At 66.0% G+C, this 16860-nt stretch carries 15 protein-coding genes; 5 read left to right on the top strand and 10 right to left on the bottom strand.

Going from position 1 to position 16860, the window contains the following annotated elements:
* The first annotated feature begins 55 nt into the window (after window positions 1-55).
* A complete protein-coding gene (locus ARTH_RS19200; protein ID WP_011693615.1) occupies window positions 56-583 on the top strand; it encodes a COG4315 family predicted lipoprotein in 528 nt (175 codons plus the stop codon).
* A gap of 55 nt (window positions 584-638) precedes the next feature.
* Here the strand turns inward: ARTH_RS19200 and ARTH_RS19205 are convergent, their stop codons facing one another.
* The 4 genes from ARTH_RS19205 to ARTH_RS19220 form a co-directional block, all read right to left on the bottom strand.
* Entirely contained in the window at window positions 639-1472 is an 834-nt protein-coding gene (locus ARTH_RS19205; protein WP_043430097.1) for a hypothetical protein, read from the bottom strand.
* Window positions 1465-2022 carry an RNA polymerase sigma factor gene (locus tag ARTH_RS19210; RefSeq protein WP_011693617.1) on the bottom strand — a complete coding sequence of 186 codons (558 nt, stop codon included), beginning with the start codon at window positions 2020-2022 and terminating at the stop codon, window positions 1465-1467. Before ARTH_RS19210 ends, ARTH_RS19205 begins: the two co-directional genes overlap by 8 nt.
* A gap of 131 nt (window positions 2023-2153) precedes the next feature.
* A complete protein-coding gene (locus tag ARTH_RS19215; RefSeq protein ID WP_011693618.1) occupies window positions 2154-2822 on the bottom strand; it encodes a hypothetical protein in 669 nt (222 codons plus the stop codon).
* Window positions 2823-3068: 246 nt separating this feature from the next.
* Complete coding sequence (locus ARTH_RS19220; protein WP_156810856.1) at window positions 3069-4763, bottom strand: sensor histidine kinase; 1695 nt, start codon at window positions 4761-4763, stop codon at window positions 3069-3071.
* 128 nt (window positions 4764-4891) lie between these two features.
* Here ARTH_RS19220 and ARTH_RS19225 point away from each other — a divergent pair, with 128 nt between their 5' ends.
* Entirely contained in the window at window positions 4892-6124 is a 1233-nt protein-coding gene (locus ARTH_RS19225; protein WP_011693620.1) for a pyridoxal phosphate-dependent aminotransferase, read from the top strand.
* 20 nt (window positions 6125-6144) lie between these two features.
* On the opposite strand, the gene ARTH_RS19230 is transcribed toward ARTH_RS19225, so the two are convergent.
* Both ARTH_RS19230 and ARTH_RS19235 read right to left on the bottom strand, forming a co-directional pair.
* On the bottom strand, window positions 6145-8103 hold the full coding sequence (locus ARTH_RS19230) for a glycoside hydrolase family 32 protein (protein WP_011693621.1): 1959 nt from the start codon (window positions 8101-8103) through the stop codon (window positions 6145-6147).
* Between the two features lie 147 nt (window positions 8104-8250).
* A complete protein-coding gene (locus ARTH_RS19235) occupies window positions 8251-9135 on the bottom strand; it encodes a DMP19 family protein (RefSeq protein WP_011693622.1) in 885 nt (294 codons plus the stop codon).
* A 177-nt stretch (window positions 9136-9312) separates the two neighbouring features.
* Here ARTH_RS19235 and ARTH_RS19240 point away from each other — a divergent pair, with 177 nt between their 5' ends.
* Entirely contained in the window at window positions 9313-12777 is a 3465-nt protein-coding gene (locus ARTH_RS19240; RefSeq protein ID WP_011693623.1) for a DEAD/DEAH box helicase, read from the top strand.
* A 31-nt stretch (window positions 12778-12808) separates the two neighbouring features.
* Here the strand turns inward: ARTH_RS19240 and ARTH_RS19245 are convergent, their stop codons facing one another.
* The 3 genes from ARTH_RS19245 to ARTH_RS19255 all read right to left on the bottom strand — a co-directional run bounded on the left by ARTH_RS19245 (window position 12809) and on the right by ARTH_RS19255 (window position 14875).
* Window positions 12809-13195: a hypothetical protein gene (locus ARTH_RS19245; RefSeq protein ID WP_043430099.1), complete on the bottom strand. Its 387-nt coding sequence runs from the start codon at window positions 13193-13195 to the stop codon at window positions 12809-12811.
* Window positions 13196-13447: 252 nt separating this feature from the next.
* Window positions 13448-14161: a GAF and ANTAR domain-containing protein gene (locus tag ARTH_RS19250; protein ID WP_011693625.1), complete on the bottom strand. Its 714-nt coding sequence runs from the start codon at window positions 14159-14161 to the stop codon at window positions 13448-13450.
* A 33-nt stretch (window positions 14162-14194) separates the two neighbouring features.
* Window positions 14195-14875, bottom strand: coding sequence for a GAF and ANTAR domain-containing protein (locus tag ARTH_RS19255; protein WP_043431157.1), 681 nt, complete (start codon window positions 14873-14875; stop codon window positions 14195-14197).
* 385 nt (window positions 14876-15260) lie between these two features.
* On the opposite strand from ARTH_RS19255, the gene ARTH_RS19260 reads away from it, so the two are divergent.
* Window positions 15261-15566, top strand: a complete 306-nt coding sequence (locus ARTH_RS19260) for a hypothetical protein (protein WP_011693627.1) — start codon at window positions 15261-15263, stop codon at window positions 15564-15566.
* On the top strand, window positions 15563-15796 hold the full coding sequence (locus ARTH_RS19265) for a hypothetical protein (protein WP_011693628.1): 234 nt from the start codon (window positions 15563-15565) through the stop codon (window positions 15794-15796). The genes ARTH_RS19260 and ARTH_RS19265 overlap by 4 nt, the downstream gene beginning before the upstream one ends.
* 134 nt (window positions 15797-15930) lie before the next feature.
* Here ARTH_RS19265 and ARTH_RS19270 read toward each other — a convergent pair whose 3' ends face one another.
* Window positions 15931-16764 (bottom strand): alpha/beta fold hydrolase, encoded by an 834-nt coding sequence (locus ARTH_RS19270; protein ID WP_043430102.1) that lies wholly within the window; start codon window positions 16762-16764, stop codon window positions 15931-15933.
* Between the last annotated feature and the right edge of the window lie 96 nt (window positions 16765-16860).

The raw sequence follows: 16860 nt of genomic DNA on the forward strand, positions 1-16860 counted from the left end.
TAGCGCCGGCCCGCATTCCGCACCTTTTGGCCGGCACGAATCCAAGGAGCCGGACATGAAGAAGCACTGGGGAACAGGCCTGTACGTTCTGGCGCTGGCCGCGGCCCTCACGGCCTGTGGCGGCGGAACCGGAACGTCGACGACCACCACTGCGGAAGGCACGACGTCGGCCTCCGCTCCCGCGGAAAGCTCGACAGCCGCCGTCCCCGCCGGAGCGGCTGAACTGAAGACTGCCTCGTCTGCGGCGGGCCGGATCGTGGTGGATGCGAAAGGCATGAGCGTCTATTTCTTCACGAAGGACGTGAAGGACTCCGGCACCAGCGCGTGCACCGGCGCATGCATCGCCGCGTGGCCGCCGGTCCTCACCGAATCGGACGCGCCGGCCGTGGAGGGCGTTACGGGAACGGTGGCAACAATCGCGACGCCGGAGGGAAAGAAGCAGGTGACGATCAACGGCCTGCCGGTCTACTACTACGTCAAGGACAAAGCCGCAGGTGACATCACCGGCCAGGGCGTCAACGACGTCTGGTACCTGGTCGGCCCCTCGGGAGACATGCTGAAGACCGCGGCTGGCGGCTACTAGCCGACGGTTTCAGCACAGAGCCCCGTTTCAGCACAGAGCCCGACCGGGCACGCGGCTAGCGAACCGGCGAGGGAGCAGGCAGCTCGGGGACTGGCAGCTCTACCGGCGACGTAGGAACAAGATCGGACGGACCGGGGCTCACGGGGGCGGACGGAAGCGACTTGCCCGGGGGCAGCTGTCCAAGTCCCGGAACGTTGGCCGGGTTGCGGGGATCGGGTTTCCCCGGCAGGGCGCGTCCGGGCGCGGGGACGGTGCCCGGCGAGGGGGCGGCGGTTTCCCCGGCGCTGCCCTGACCTGGTTGCCCGCCGGAGACTGTTCCGCCGTCCGCCGGCGAAGGCGCCGGCGAGGCGGGCGCGGGTGCGCCCGGTGACGTTCCCCCGGTGCCCGGCACCGGCTGGCCTGGGGTGCTTCCCCCGCCTCCCGGAGTTACGGTCCCCACGAAGAAGGTCACGGCATGACCGACGTTACCCAGGGTGTGGCGGAAGTTTTGATCCGAGGCTGCCGCGGCGGCGCCACCGGCGGCCAGGGCAGCCGCGACGGAAAGCGCCGTAAGCGGCAGCCGGCGTTTGCGCCGTCGACGGGCGGCCAGCTCATCCACGGCAGGCTCACCAGGTGCGGAGTCGGCGGGTGAGGGCTCGGCAGAGGCGGCGGGCAGTGCCATGGCGTGCGTGCGGGCGGCGGCGGATTCAGCAGAAACAGCGGGAAGCACGGTCAGCGTGACGGCCGGCGCCATCAGCGCTTCCACCGCGGCGGACGGCCGCGGGCTGTCGGCGGCCAGTGCACGCAGTTCCAGCAGGACGGGACGCAGTTCGCCCGCGTCTTCCATGCCGGCGTCAGCCAGCAGTTCGTCGATGATCCGCTGGTTCCGGAATGAGGAGTTGTCACTCATGGTCTGCCTGGCTTCCTATTGAGGCGCGTTCCCTAAGGGCGATGAGCGCCCGGCGATGCAACTGTTTGACGGCTCCAGGTGTCCTGTCCATGATTTCGGCGGCCTGCTCCACGGACAGGTCCGCCACCACCCTGAGGGCGAGGACTTCCTGGTGGTCCGGGCTGAGTCCTTCGAGAAGGGCACCTGCGCCTCCGGAGTCCACCTTCGCGAGCGCCAGTTCCTCGGCCGAAGCCGAACTGCGGCCGTCGAGTTCAGACTCGTAGGGGCTGAGGGACGGAGTGCGCTCGTTGCGGCGGTAATAATCCACCATGCGCGCATGCGCAATGGAGAAAATGAGCGACTTGGCGCCCTGAAGTCCGCCGCTCAGGCCGTCAAGCTTCGGATAGAAGGCAAGGAACACGTCCTGGGTGACCGCCTCGGGATCATCCACTCCGCGAGCCCTCAGGTAGCCAAGAACTGCGCCGGAGAACTTTCGGTAGACAAGGGTGAACAGCACGGCGGGGTCGGTCCCGTCCGTGCGCACATATTCATCTGCCAAAGTGTCCAGCACCCTAGGGCTCCTCCATCCCGTGCCGCGCGGTCACATATGTCCGAAGATCGGAAGGCTGCGAACCTGCGCCGGTTGCACCGCGGGACTTCCGCCACAGCGAAAAGTCCCGCGGTCCACCATAGGCGGCTGTATTACGGACGGCCAGCTGAGGTGGGCAGCTCAGGGAGCTCGGTGGGGACCTCGGCGGGGATTTCCGGGGTGGCCGGAACTGCTGCCTGGGTGGGCAGCTCAGGGGCTTCCGGAACCTCCGGGGCCTGAACGTCTGCTGCGGCCTCGCCGGAGCCCGCACCTTCAACCTTGCCGCCCTCGGACTTGGCCGATGCGTTGGCAGCTGCCTTGCCTGCGGCAGTTACATCAGCGCAGTAGCCTTCGACGTTGGCTTCGCCCTCAGCGGCGATGGCAAGCGACTTGAAAGCGGTGGAGGATGCGTCCAGGCCGCCCTTGGTGAAGGCGGTGCACAGGCCGTAGGCGGCGGGGCCGGTGGCGTCCGGGCCGACGGCGGTTGCCGAGGCTTCAGCGCTGGCGTCCTCGTCAGAGCCGGTTGCTGCAGCATCCGCCGAAGCGGAAGCGGACGGCGAGGCGGAGGCGGACGCTTCCGCGGTGGCGCCGGCCGTAGCGGTCTCGGAGACACCGCCGACGTGCGGGGCGGGAGCGCCGAGCAGTTCGTGGGCGCTCTGCTGAACGTCAGTAGGAAGGGCTCCGGCAAAGGCGGCTGCGCCGGTGCCACCGACCGCCAGCGTACCGGCCGCCAATGCGCTCGCGGCAACCTTACTAGTGGCAAAAACAGTGAACAAGGACATGAAACCCTCCGAAAACATATACAACAGTGTCAGTAACGGCCAGGTTGGATCCGGCCACTCAAGCTGTGCGGACGCGGTCCGCACTCCCCTTACATCGCTGCGTGTTCCGGAAAAGTTACGCGGTGCCGAAAATTCTTTTTGCGGGACCCGGGCAGGCCTGTGGCCGCGGGCCCGGCATTAGGATCGGGACCCGGGCAAGCCGACCGATCTGAAGAATGCCGCGAGGACCTGGCAGACCATGGTGGGTCAACCGTGGGCCGCGGGAAGGACGAAAGACACCGTTGTGCCCTCTCCCGGGGCGCTGGTGAGGCTGATTGATCCGCCGTGTCCTTCGATGATGGTCTTGCTGATGGGAAGGCCAAGCCCTGCTCCCGGAATGGCCGTATCGCGGGACCGTGCGGATCGAAAGAACTTGGCAAAGGCCTGTTCCTGATCTTCCTTCGTCATACCTATGCCCGTGTCGGTGATTGAGCAGACCAGCTTTTCGCCGTTCCTGCGGGCCCGGACGGTGATCCTTCCGCCGTCCGGTGAGTACTTCACCGCATTCGAGATCAGGTTGCCCGCCACCTGCCGGATCCTGACCGGGTCCACCCGGGCAGTCAGCGGTTCTTCCGTGTCGAGCACCAGGGCCGCTCCGCAGAGTGCAGCCTTCTCGTGGTCGGCGGCCACGGCGGCAGCGAGGAGGCCTGCAATGTCCGTCTCCTGCAGGACGAGCTCCACGCTTTCAGAAGCGACGGCAATCAGGTCATTCACAAGGCCCAGAAGGTAGACGGCATTCCGCTCCACGATCCGCAGCTCAGCCTGTATGTCCTCGTGGCCCGGTTCGTCGATGACCAGTTCCAGGTAACCGAGTATTGACGTCAGCGGCGTGCGCAGCTCGTGGGACACCGTGGCGACGAAGTTGTCCTTGGCAGCGAGGGCGTTGATCAGCGTGGTCACCTCGGCGAAGGTGACCACGGCCCCCGTGTTGTCCCCGTCCGGGGACGGAATGGCGCGGCCGCTGACGGAATAGGCCCGTTGCCCGCTACCCTCGCCGGCCCAGTACAGCTCATTGGTGAAGGCCTCACCGCGGGACGCCCGCGCTGCCGGGAACCCGTCCGGCGGCACTAGGGTGGTCCTGTCACCATAAAAGAGCTGAGGAGATCCCGTGGCGGGGACCAGCCGGGCCAACGAGGGGTCGGTCCGCATCGCCCTGTTGGTCAGCACATCCTGACCCTTTGCGTCCACCACCCAGACGCCCACATCAACGGCTGAAAGCACGGCATCAAGCAGCCGCTGGCGTCGGACGCTCTCGGCGAGGGTTGCTGCCAGGTCACGGTCCTTCCGGACCAGCGTCCCGCGTTGCCGGTGGAGGGCGCCGGCCACCACGTGGGCCGTCACCGCGATGGCAGCCATCAGGAGCGGCAAGAAGATGGTCCGGATCATGGAACCCTGCGCCGGGTCCGCTCCCAGGGCGGCGGCAGGGACGACGGTGCTGAGTACGGTGGCGAGGACTGCCAGGACAACCCGGTGCCTGCGCCCGCTCACCGACAGCCAGACCACCGGGAAAACCAGCAGCAGGCTCAGGACGTTGAAGCTTGGGCCGCCCGCTTGCCGCGTGAATCCGATGGCAACGCAGTCCAGGACCGGTATCAGCGTGAACGCTTCGGGGTGCAGCTTCCCCCAGGGAACGGCCAGGCAGAGGCCGAACAACGCGGCATGTGCCAGCAAGGCAATCCTGAACGCGTCGTCCGCCAGCGTTGCCGGGCTGAAGATCGCGGCAGTAACAACTATCAGGGACAAGGTAACGGGCAGAGGAAGCTGGCTCATCACCACACGGCCCCGGACTCCGAGCCTGCCGAAAAACCGGTCGATCCAGTCGGCCAACAGCGCATCCCAGGCGGGCGATGCGCCCTCTGCTGGTGGACTGTCATTGCCCGGCCCTGCCGCCGGTTGCGTCATGTCAATCGGATCGCTTGCATGGATACGTTTCATCCGTCTGTCCCCCAGGCACAGATAAAGAATCCCCCGGGCTGCTTCAAGGGCGCTGACCACAGTGTAGACCGCCCGGTGCTGTGAAAAGATCAAGCATGCGTCCCATGCAGCACTCCAGCAAACTCCAGAACGTCCGCTATGAACTCCGCGGACCCATCCTCCAGGCCGCGAAGGAGATGGAAGCCGAAGGGCACCGGATTCTCAAGATGAATCTGGGTGACACCGCGCCGTTCGGACTGGAGACTCCCGAGTCCGTGGTCGTGGACATGATCCACCACCTGCGCGGGGCCCAGGGCTACAGCGATTCCAAGGGCATCTTCTCTGCGCGCACGGCCATCTCGCAGTACTACCAGACCCGCGGCCTGATGCAGATCGGCGTCGAGGACATCTTCATCGGCAACGGCGTCAGCGAACTCATCTCCATGTGCCTCCAGGCCTTCATGGAAGACGGCGACGAAATCCTGATTCCGGCGCCCGACTACCCGCTGTGGACGGCGGCCGTCACGCTGACCGGCGGCAAGCCTGTGCACTACCTGTGCGACGAGGACGAGCACTGGTGGCCGGATATGGCCGACGTCGAAGCAAAGATCACCAAGCGCACCAAGGCAATCGTGATCATCAACCCGAACAACCCCACGGGAGCCGTGTACCCGCGGCACGTCCTGGAGCAGTTTGCCGCACTGGCGCGCAAACACCATTTGGTGCTCTTCTCGGACGAAATCTACGAGAAGATCCTGTACGAGGACTCGCAGCACATCCATACAGCCTCGGTGGCCGAGGACATCTGCGTCCTCACGTTCAGCGGCCTCTCCAAGGCGTACCGGATGCCGGGGTACCGCGCAGGCTGGGTGGCCGTCACGGGCCCGCTGGCGGCAACGCTGGCCTACCGGGAAGGCCTGGAGCTGCTGGCATCCCTGCGCCTGTGCCCCAATGTCCCCGCCCAGCACGCGATCCAGACGTGCCTCGGCGGCTATCAGAGCATCGAGGCCCTGGTCCGGCCGGGCGGCCGCCTCCGCGAGCAGCGGGACCGCGCCCATAAGCTGCTCACCGCCATTCCGGGCGTCACGTGTGTTCCCGCGGCGGCGGCCATGTACCTGTTTCCGCGTCTTGACCCGGAGCTCTACCCGTTCAAGAGCGATGAACAGTTCGTCCTGGACCTCCTGCGTGAACAGAAGATCCTGGTCTCACACGGCACGGCGTTCAACTGGCCCCGGCCGGACCACTTCCGCTTCGTCATCCTTCCGTCGGTGGAGGACATCGAGGAAGCAGTGCGCCGGATCGCCGCGTTCCTCGCCTCGTACCGGACCGGCGTGGTGGACGACGCCTAGCGGGAAGAATCAGTGCCGGATCAGGACGTGGCCGCCATCGGTGTATAGCTGAACGACTTGAGCGTCAGCGTCCCGTCCTTCGTCAGCGCCTTCAGGCCCTTAGGCGCCCCGGCAGGGAACACGAGAGACGTGAGGGTTCTCTCGCCGTCGTTGACGAACACTTCCACGGAACTGTGGTCCACATAGACCGTCAGCCGGACCCGGCCCTCGCGGGGTGCGGACTCCGCACGCCGGAGCACGCCGTAATCGGGCGCGAGTCCGGCCGTTTCCTTGGCGGCACCGTCCCGCGTGACGAAGGCGGTTCCCGATTCGAAGTCATAGCCCACTGTGGCAAAGACCCCGTTTTCGGCGAGCAGTTCCACCTTGGCCTCGGAACCGTCGTCGTCTGCCGCGCGTTCGAGCGTGAGGTCGAGCCGGTACGCTCCGCGGTCAGGCACGGGTAGCCCGGCTGCACCGTCAGGAGTCAGTTTCCGGTCTTCCACGGTGGCGGTGTCTCCTTCCAGCGACTTCAGCGCACTAGTGGGCATGGAGACGAGCGTGGGCTTGCCGGAGACCGTCTTCAGCCGGATATCCCTGACCAGAGTGTCGGCGCCCCCGTGCCAGTCGTCGGTGGGCAGCTTGCGGGCATAGGCCCAGTTGTTCAGCCACGCGATGGAGTGGCGCGACCCCATGCGCTGGCTTTCCGTGAGACGGGGGTCGTCCCAGGTCACGGCGGCGTAGAAGTCGGAGCCGTCGTCCAGCCACTGGTGCTTCTGGTCCGAAGGCTCGAACCGGGTCCCGTCCCAGGTCCCGGTCCAATAGGCGACGCCGGTGGACTTCCCTTCCTCGGCCCCGTTGGCGCTGGCAGCAAGGACCCAGGTCCGTTTGGCGGGATCGCCGTCGACGTCGAGCTGGAAGAGTTCCGGGCATTCAAGGATCCCCAGTCCCTTGCGTTCAAAGGCCGAAAGGTAGCGCCATTCCTTCAGGTTGGCGGAGGCGTACAGACCTATCTTTTCGCCCTCCGCCAGGGCCATCACCCACTGGTTGTTCGCGTTATCACGGATGATCTTCGGATCGCGCCAGTGCTGCTCCCCCGGGTTGTCCATCACCGGGTTCCCCTCGTAGGGCTTGAATGTGTAGCCCTTGTCGGTGGAATAGAACAGCGACTGCCGCTGGATGCCGTCGTCCTGCTGAGTCATGACGGCGATGACGGCACCTTTGCCGAACCCCGCGGAATTCTCGTAATCCACCACGGCACTGCCCGTTTCGATGTCGCCCAGGCCGTTCTTGTACTTTTCAATGGCCACCCCCTCGTCCTTCCAATGCACCAGGTCGGTGCTGGTGAGGTGGTACCACTCAGTGCCGTTCTCCTCCGGGTAGCCGGCGTTGTAGAGGTAGTAGTAGTGCCAGAGGCCGTCCAGCCAGAACGGCCGCTGCGGATCGTTCATCCAGTTTTCGCGGGGGGTGATGTGGTAGCCCGGGCGGTAGGCGGAGGCACCGTCCGGCCGCGCGAACGCGGACTCCGCCGGCGCCGGAACCTCGGGCCGTGCGCCCAGGTCGGACAGCATGGCCTCCACTGCAACAGCTGTGACGCAGTCCGGGCGGCGGATGTCCGCGGAGCCAGCCCGCACCACCTGGTCCTGACTGCTGGAGCGTACGAAGACGTCCTGCCCCACCCTGGCGGCGGCCACCCATCCATCGGCGCATTCAATGGCGCGGAGGTCGGAAACGCCGTCGGTCCGGAGCGGGCGTGCCAGGCCCTCCAGGCTGCGGTCGCCCCCGGCCAGCCAGAACGAGCCATAGCGGCCGGCGTCTTTTTTGGCCTCCGCCTGGGCGCCGGCGACGTCGGCCAGCGCGTCCGCGGCGGGGCTGCCCGGGCCAGGCTGCGACCCCGCACCCACCACGATGGCTACCGCCGCCAGGACGAGCGCCAGGGCAGCGGCCACCGCGACCCATAGGGCCCGTGGCGTGAGTTTGCTGGGGAGAAACCTGAGCGACATGTCCACCGATCATCGTGATGCACAAACGCCGGCGCCGGTATATAAGCCGGCGCCGGCGTTCGTGCGTGTTGGTCTGATTTCGCTCAATTTTACAGGGGCCGCGCTTCCGCGTTCCCGCCGCGGTCCCGGCAGGGCGGTTCGGGGACCCTAGGCGTCGGCCTCTTCGAACTCCACGGCGGCAATGATCTCCTTGGTCGAGGGGCTGATCATGTAGGCCTCCTCGTCATCCTCCACCATGATGAAGTCGCCCTGGTCCGTGGTGAAGTGCCAGGCGAGGACGGTCTCGCCGTTGTGCTCGTAGTTGGGATCGCCCATGGTGATCTTCTGCAGCTCCTGGCCCGCGACGTCGCACAGTTCGCGGATGATCAGTTCGAACTCCGGCGCGTTCTCCAGGGCTTCTTCCGCCGCTTCGGCCTGGCGTTCGGCAAGGTTGGGGATCCGGGCCACACGCTCGGCGATGTGGAGTTCCAGCTGCTCCCCGTCAAGCAGCAGCAGGCCTTCCTGGCCGCGGAGCCAGGCGGCGTTGAGCGCGAGGATGTCCTCGCTCTCCAGCAGCGACTCGAATTCGTCGTCGAGCCTTTCGAGTTCCCGGACCGCCTCCGGGGAGGCGGTCCCGCCGCCGTTGTCGGCGCCGCCAAAGCCCTCCGAATCCCCGTCTGCATCCCCATCCAAGTACGCGTCGGCGTCGTCCTCTGAGAGCGCATCAAAAGCCGCGGCGGTGCGGTTGAACAGCGCCAGGTGGGCGGTGGCGCCCATGCCTTCCAGGCCTTCGCGGACATAGGCGTCGATCTCTTCGCGCTCCGGAACCGTGAAGACGTACTGGGCAAAGCCGCCTGCCAGCGCCTGGGTTAGGTAGAAGTCGACGTAGTAGCTGCGGAGCGCGTTAGGCGCGATTTCCGGGGCGTCGAGAAGCTCCGCATACATGGCGTTGACCACGGTCACGTTGGAGTCCACAACGTCCTCGTTGGCCGCCTCGGCGCTTTCGGGTGCCAGGACGACGGGGTGCTTGCTGGCGGGCTGACCGGTGCTCATGGAAGATCCTCACTGCTGAAAGCGGGTGGTGCTCTGGACCCTTTCACGCTACGTGGCGCACCGGTCCGCAGGTGGAGGATGAGCTGAACGTTGGGCGAAGTTTCAGGGCCTCTTCCGGCTCGGTAAGATGGATCAGATAACCTGCAGATTTTTGACCTGCTGAAAGTAGCGCGCACCATGCCATCCCAACCGGACGAGAGTGCGGCACTGGCAATACAGACCCCCGCGATCAACGACCGCTCCCTCGCGGCCGGACTCGCCTACGCCATGGGCAGCCGGGTCTCGGGGATTTCCTTCGATGCCGCCACCGGCCTGATGCTCGGCAAGGTCCGCGGCGGTTCGGACGCGCCCTATTCAACCACTGCCAAGCTGGTCCGGAAGGCGGGCGGCTGGAGCTGCACCGTGGGCGTCTGCAGCTGCCCGGTGCGGAAGGACTGCAAGCATGTGGCCGCGCTGCTGTTCGCGGCCGAGGACAGTCCCGCCATCCGCGTCCAGCTCCTGGCCCCGGCCGAGGCCACCCGCCTGTCCCGTGAACCCCTGGCGCAGGACATGCCGGACTGGGAGCAGGCCCTGGGCCCGCTCATTGCCCGCCCTGGAATCACCCCGTCCACCAACGGCATCCCGCTGGCCCTCCAGTTCGACATTGAAGAGCCGGCCCCGCACTTTTCCTACACCGGCCGCCGTGATCCGCTCCGCAGCGTCCGCCAGCTGAAGGCGCGCCCGGTGATCATGGGCGCCAAGGGCAAGTGGATCCGCGGCGACGTCTCCTGGAACACCCTGAGCTACCTCAACTACCGGCGTGAATGCAACGAGGCCCACGTGGAGTGGATGCAGGAATTCCTTGCCTCCCACACCGCCCTCGCGAACCGGCAGCACAACTCCACCGCGCCCTGGCTGGGGCTGAACACCTACGCCGGGAAAAACCTGTGGAGCCTGCTCGCCCAGGCCCGGAAGATCGGCGTCGCGCTGGTGCATGCGGGCAGCCAGGAACCCGTGCGGTTTGTGGAGGAGCCGGCCGCGGTGGGACTTAACCTGACCCGTTTCGGCGCGTCCGGCGGGGAAACGGGCGGCGGCGCCGCCGTCGAACGTGCCGCCGTCGGGCCGGCCGCCGCCGTCAACGCGAAGACGTCCGACGACGGCGGGCTGACGCTGGCGCCCACCATGACCGTTGAAGGGGAAGTGGTTGACCCGGCGTCCGTGGGGACCATCGGCCGGCCGGCCCACGGGATCTTCCTGACGTCCGGAGCGGACGCTCTTCCCGGCACGGGCAACGGATCGATCATCACGCTGGCTCCGCTGGAAAGCGGGCTTAGCGAAGAACTCCTGACATTCGTCACGGCCGGCAGCACGCTGCACATTCCGGCGCGGGACGAGACCCGCTTCCTCACCGGCTTCTACCCCAAGCTCAAGCAGGCCGCCCGCGTCACCGCGTCGGACCAGTCGGTGGAACTGCCCACGCTGGCCGTCCCCACCTTGTCGCTCCTGGCCAACTACGGTGCCGACCACAAAGTCCGGCTGCACTGGGAATGGCACTACACGTCAGGGAACCTGGTCACGGCGCAGCCCCTCTGGCGGCATCCGGGCGACCACGGCTACCGTGACGACCCCACGGAGGCCCGCATCCTCGAGGCCGTGGGACAGCCCTGGGAAGTTGTCCCCAAGCTGGGCGAATCCGCCACCGGAGGCTGGGGAACTCCGCGGCTTGCTGCTTCTGCCGAGCTGAGCGGGCTGGACACGCTTGCCTTTACCGAGGAAGTGCTTCCCCGGCTCCGCAACACCCCGGACGTGGTGGTGGACACCTCAGGTGAGATCGCCGACTACCGGGAGGCCGAGGAAGCCCCCGTGGTGGCCATCTCCACCAAGGCCACGGACCAGCGCGACTGGTTCGATCTCGGTATCCAGATCTCCCTTGAAGGCCAGCCCGTTTCCTTCGCAGCGGTGTTCTCCGCCCTCGCCGCCGGCCAGACGAAGATGCTCCTGCCCAGCGGCGCTTACTTTTCGCTGGACCTTCCGGAACTCCATCAGCTGCGGGCCCTGATCGAGGAGGCCCGGTCCCTTCAGGACAACAAGGACGCGCCGCTGCAGATCAGCCGGTTCCAGGCCGGGCTTTGGGATGAACTGGCGCACCTTGGCGTTGTCGATGAGCAGGCGGCCGCCTGGCGCGAGGCCGTGGGCGGACTGCTGGAAGGCGGCATCAAGGGGCTGCCCCTACCGCCAACCCTGAATGCCGAGCTTCGCCCCTACCAGTTGGAGGGTTTCAACTGGCTGAGTTTCCTCTACCGGCACGGCTTGGGCGGGGTGCTGGCCGATGACATGGGCCTGGGCAAGACCGTCCAGGCCCTCGCGCTGGTTTGCGCGGCTAAGGAAGCCGCCGCGTCTGAGGGGAAAGCGGCCGACGGCGCCGCGCCCTTTCTCGTCGTGGCCCCCACCAGCGTGGTGGGCAACTGGGAGGCCGAAACCGCGCGGTTCGCCCCCGGGCTTACCGTCCGCGCCATCGGCGAGACGTTCGCGAAAAACGGGGTGGACCCGGCCGAGGCCATGGCCGGCGCGGACATCGTGATTACGTCCTACGCCCTGTTCCGGATCGACTACGAAGCGTATGCGTCACGGGAATGGGCCGCCCTGGTGCTGGACGAGGCGCAGTTCGTGAAGAACCACCAGTCCAAGGCCTACCAGTGCGCGCGCAAGCTGCCGGCGGCGTTCAAACTGGCCATCACCGGAACACCGCTGGAAAACAACCTGATGGAGTTCTGGGCGCTCACCTCGATCGTGGCGCCGGGCCTGTTCGCGAGCCCCAGCCGGTTCGCCGAGTACTACCAGAAGCCGGTGGAAAAGAACGGCGACAAGGGGCAGTTGGACAAGCTCCGCCGTCGGGTCCGTCCACTCATGATGCGGCGCACCAAGGAACAGGTCATCCACGACCTGCCGCCCAAGCAGGAGCAGATCCTCGAGGTGGTGCTGAATCCGCGGCACCAGAAGGTCTACCAGACGCACCTGCAGCGGGAGCGCCAGAAGATCCTGGGCCTCATTGAGGACGTCAACAAAAACCGCTTCACCATTTTCCAGTCGCTCACCCTGCTCCGTCAGCTCAGCCTGGACGCATCGCTGGTGGACCCGTCCCTGTCCGGCGTGCGGTCCAGCAAGCTGGACGTGCTCTTCGAGCAGCTTGAGGACCTCGTGGCCGAAGGGCACCGTGCCTTGATCTTCAGCCAGTTCACCGGCTTCCTGGGCAAGGTCCGTGAACGGCTCGTCGAGGAGAAGATCGAATTCTGCTACCTCGACGGCAGCACCCGCAACCGCTCCGACGTGGTGAACGAGTTCAAGAACGGCTCCGCCCCCGTGTTCCTGATCAGCCTGAAGGCCGGCGGCTTCGGCCTGAACCTGACAGAGGCGGACTACGTGTTCCTGCTGGACCCCTGGTGGAACCCGGCGTCCGAGGCGCAGGCGGTGGACCGTACGCACCGGATCGGCCAGGCCCGCAACGTGATGGTCTACCGGCTGGTTGCCAAGGACACCATCGAGGAAAAGGTCATGGCCTTGAAGGCCAAGAAGTCGCAGCTGTTCGCGGACGTCATGGAGGGCGACGCGCTCTCCGGCGGTTCCCTGACGGCCGATGACTTGGCCGGCCTGTTCAACGACTGACGGTTGACCGGCTCCCCGGTTGGGCGGCCCCTCAGCCCATGGCCGGGGCCAAGGACCTTCCGGAGGACAGCTGCTTCCGGGCCCAGCGGGCGAGTTTCTTGCCCTTGCCCTTCCACCAGTTGTCCTCGTCCTTGTCGTGGTGCAGGCGGAAGATGATCATGACCATCACGAAGACACCCATGGCGACGTCCATCCATGACCAGAACACGGCGTCAACCAGGACGCTGATACCCATGGCGAGGACCGACGGCAATGCCAGCGTCCGGAAAACGGTGCTGGCCACATAACGCCGGTGGGACCTGGGCACGGACAGTGCACGGACCATGTCAAAACAGAGGCACGCCACCACCATGGCCTGCCCCAGGGACAGGATGACCAGACCGGCCATCGATCCGGCGAACATGGCAACGGATTCCATCCCCGCGCTCATCGGACGCCGCCCGTCATTGCGGGGAGCCGGTAGGACACCATGGGAACGCACAAAACAAACATAGGAAAACCCCCAGAGACCAGAGACCAAGCTGTGAGACCAAGCTGTGGTCCATTCAATCCGCTGCCGCGGCGGTCCGTCACCAGTAGTGTGTACTCTATTCTGCCGGCTTGGGTCGCCGGAGGCGCGCCTCAGTACTCAGTCCGGCCCGGCGGATGCCGTTTGTCAGGATGATCTTCGTCAGAGCGTGATCTTGCGGCCGACGACTTTTGCGGCCGTATCGTAAATGGTCTGGTTGTGGGCGCGGGCATAATCGCGCAGCATCGAGAAAGCCCGGTTCATGTCCACGTTCGCGGTATGCGAGATGACGCCCTTCGCCTGTTCAATCTGGATGCGGCTGTTCAGCGCGCGCTGCAGCTGTTCATTGATGATGGCGCTTTCCCTCGCCGCACGTTCCTGCAGGAGGGTGATGGTGGCGACGTCGGCAAACGCCTGCGCAATGGCTGCGTCGTCCGCGCTGAGGGGACCGGTTTCGCGGCCGAAGAGGTTCATGGCGCCAATGGTCCGGCTGCGCAGGCGCATCGGGACGGCGTGCAGTGAGCGGAACCCCTGTGCCAGCGCGGACGCCTGGAACAGCGGCCACCGGGATCCGTCCGCCGCGATATCGTCAACGGCCACAACGGCGCCGGTGTGGTAGCAGTCCACGCACGGGCCCGCGCCGGCCTCCAGCTGGAGCACTTCCACCAGCTGGCTCTCCTCGCTCGTGGAAGCCATCACCTGGAGATCTCCGGCCGGGTCCACCAGCACCAGCCCGGCAGCGGCGGCGTCGAGTATTCCCACGGATTCCTCCACCAGGGTGTGCAGGAGGTCGAAAACGTCGTAATCCGCCACCAGGGTGTCCGCAATCTTGACGAACGCGGCACTCACGCGCCCGGCGCGGCTCATCATCGCCATGAAGGGATTCTACTGCACGTCATGGTTCGCCGTTCACCCGTCATTCGGGGTGAAGTCAAGGGTCTTGGCGACCACGTCGCGGGCCACGTCGCGGACCGTGCGCCCCTGCGCGAACGCATGCGCCCGCAGCAGCAGCAGAGCGTCGGTGGCGGAAGCCCCGGTCTGGGCCAGGACCATTCCGGTGGCCTGGTGCACCTCGCGCCGGGAGAGCGGCGAGCCGTCATGCGGCGCGTCTGTCCCGTCTCCCGGGGACAGGGTGAGGAGCTGGCGGAGCAGCTGCCACGTCACGGCATCGGCCAGTTGCAGTGCCGTCGAATGGTCAGCGGGGCTCAGCGGGCCGGCGTCGGAGCTGTACAGTTCCACCACGCCGATATCCATGGCACCAAGCATCAGCGGGAAGACGAAGAGCGCTGAAACATCAAGGTCCCGCAGGGCGTCAGCGAAGACGGGCCAGTCCGGGTGCGGAGCCGAGCGCACGTAGGGAAGGAGGACCGGCCTCCGGGTTCCCAGCGCCTCCCAGCGCGGGCCCTCGCCGAGGTCGAACTGGAGCTCGTCAATCCTCGCCGACACCGTGTTGCTGGCACAGACCATCGTTTCCGGAGCCAGCCCGGAAAAGACGGAAATGGACGCTCCGGAGACGGGCAGGGATTCCAGGAACCCGGCGCAGAGGCCCCCGTCCAGCCCCTCGGTCATCGAGCAGGAGTGTTCAACCATGGCTGGACCACGCCGCGCCAGCCGCATCCGGGCCACGGAAGGAAGTCGCTTGAACCATCGGAAAGGCACCTTCCATGCATCAACTGCTGTTCCTACAGTTTATGCCTGCTTTATAGTCAGTCCGCTGGCTGCCGCCCGGGTCCTGTGCACCCCTTGCCAGGCGGGATATACTTAATTGTTGCCCCGGACCCCGGTAGCGCCCATTGTCGGCGAACTACCCAGGAGGAGTCCAATCAATGCGCGGCCACCAATTCCTAGAAGTATCGCTCACGCATGCGGCATCTCCGGACCATGGCGAGTTGTTGAGGGCTGCCATGTCCGCCAGCCACCACGCCGGCCCGATTTGAGCCTGGACCGAAGTTCCCCTGACGCAAGGCAAACTACGATGCCGGACGATTCCGAAAGCTGGCGCGACGAGCTATTGACGGAGATCGAGGACCTCGTGGGGCAGCTGAAGGCGAAGGTGGCGCGCTACGCGCTCCTGCGGTCCGACCCGTCCCTGCACGACCCGTTGCATCCGGACAACCGGGCCGCCACGGACTGGATGCACGAAGCCCTCGAGGATATCGCTGCGACGGCGCTCGGCATCGAGCTTGCGACGCAGGAGCGGATTTTTCGCGCGATCTCCGACGTTGACCGGGACGCCACGATCCAAACCAACCAAGAACCAAGAACGGGAACCGCAGGATGATCAGCACAATCGAGGCCGGACGGACCTTTTTTGTCGAAACCACCGACCCCCGCCTCATTGATGATGAGTTGAACGCGGCGGTGGAGCAGGCACGGCAGCACGCCATGGAAGAGGGCACGTCCGGCATCCTGGTGACACGGCTGGGCCACACCACGTTCACCGTAGCCGTCAGCGCGGACGTTCCCTTCGGCCAGACGCACGAGCGCCAGGGCCCGTCCGCGAGCACGTAGAAGCTGTCCGCGGCGTTCAACGCAAAGCCGATGTGCTGTTTGTTCCACCAGCAGGACCCGCATGCCGCTGCGCTGGGACAGCTTAATGATGGCCTCCTGGATTTCGGCCACAAATCCCTCAGAGTACCCGGCGCCTACTTCTTCAGGAAGGCCAGGAGTGCTTCGTTGATTTCCTTCGCGTGGGTCCAGCACATCCCGTGCGGACCTCCCTCGATCTCCACGTAGTCCGCGTTGGGCAGCGCTTCCTTGAAGCGGCGGCCGGTCACGTCAATGGGCAGGATGCTGTCCGCGGTTCCGTGGACGATGAGCGAGGGGACATCGATTTTCGGAATGTCCGCGCGGAAGTCGGTCAGCCAGGTGGGCTGGGCGGCCACGGAGGCGTGCGCGGAGGATTTGCTGGCGGTGGCCCAGTTGGCACGCAGCGCTTCTTCGCTGAGGCGGCTGCCCAGGGTGTCGCCGGTGTTGAAGAAGTTCTTGAAGAACTCCGTGAAGAACGCGTAGCGGTCTTCCTTGACCGCACTCAGGAGGCCGTCGAAAACGTCCTGGGGGACGCCGTCGGGGTTGTCTTCCGTCTTCAGCAGGAACGGCTCGAGGGATCCGAGGAACACCGCCTTGGAAACCCGGTCCGAGCCGTAGGTGCTGAGGTAGCGGGCCACCTCGCCCGTGCCCATCGAGAAGCCCACCAGCACGGCATCGGCCAGGTCGAGTTCGGTGAGGAGGGCGTTGAGGTCGGCGGCAAAGGTGTCGTAGTCGTAGCCCTCGGTGGGCTGGCTGGATTTGCCGAATCCGCGGCGGTCATAGGTGATGACCCGGTAGCCCGCCTCCAGCAGCGCACTGGTCTGCCGTTCCCACGATGCGCCGTCCAGCGGGTACCCGTGGATGAGGACCACCGGCTGTCCCTGCCCGTGGTCCTCGTAGTGAAGCTCTACGGTGGTGCTGTTTTCTTTTCCAACAGAGACAAAAGCCATGAGGCGTTCCTTCCGGGACAGTGAAGACTGGCAGTGAACAGGCGTAACCATCCACTCTGTTCCGGCATCCCTGAGCTGTCAAGAACCCACAGCACG

The organism is Arthrobacter sp. FB24, assembly GCF_000196235.1.
GTDB lineage: Bacteria > Actinomycetota > Actinomycetes > Actinomycetales > Micrococcaceae > Arthrobacter.